1 protein-coding gene is annotated in these 728 nt (G+C 43.3%); it reads right to left on the bottom strand.

The genetic code is table 11. From position 1 onward, the window contains the following. Positions 1 to 21: 21 nt before the first annotated feature. Positions 22 to 426: a thiol-disulfide oxidoreductase DCC family protein gene (locus GNE10_RS34945; protein ID WP_185570563.1), complete on the bottom strand. Its 405-nt coding sequence runs from the start codon at positions 424 to 426 to the stop codon at positions 22 to 24. Positions 427 to 728: the final 302 nt, after the last annotated feature.

The following is a 728-nucleotide window of genomic DNA, read 5'->3' on the forward strand; positions in this document are numbered from 1 at the left end:
CCTCCCCATCTCCCCAACCTCCTACGCCTGACAGCTGCCATCAACACAGTATGCTGATTGGTAAGTACTAGAACGCTTGCCAAAGATAGTGTAGCGATTATCGCGGATTTGTTCGTAAAAGCGATCGCCTGCCCATTTCATCCCCGGTAACGTCCGATAAGTATCTACAAATACACTTCCTAAGGGCAATAACCGCCCAATTTCTTCTGCTGCATCACTACCTTGCCAACGCCTAGAGATATCGCTACCATCAATTAAAATCATTCCCTGTTCGCAATCTTTAGCTGTAATTCCCCATTGCAACAGTTTCTCTTCATCTTGCATAGGAGTGTATTGAAACAACTTTCCTCGGTCTAAGGTTTCCAGTAATTGCACTAAGGTAACGCAGAGGTTACAATTTCCGTCGTAGATTACGTAATAAGTCATAGAATAGTCATCACTGCTAATATCATTTCACTTTATAAATGATACAAGTACAAGCGTCAGGGCGTAGGCTCTGCCTTCCCGCAGGGTACAGCCGTTCGCCCCTACAGGTTATTGTATGTGTATCAACGATTTTGGTGAATTAATATAACTCCTAACTCCTAACTCCTAACTCCCCAGTTCGCTAAGTAGATGGACATAAATAAATATAATATGTTCTGTCATTGCGAGCGAAGCGAAGCAATCGCAAAGTCTCTGGGATTGCTTCGCTTCGCTCGCAATGACATCTTAGATTTAATCATGAC

The organism is Nostoc sp. 2RC (genome assembly GCF_014222165.1).
GTDB lineage: Bacteria > Cyanobacteriota > Cyanobacteriia > Cyanobacteriales > Nostocaceae > Nostoc > Nostoc linckia.

What these genes read in the sequence shown, in the direction of transcription:
- GNE10_RS34945 (WP_185570563.1), bottom strand. Translation starts at nt 426, where the DNA reads ATGACTTATTACGTAATCTACGACGGAAATTGTAACCTCTGCGTTACC.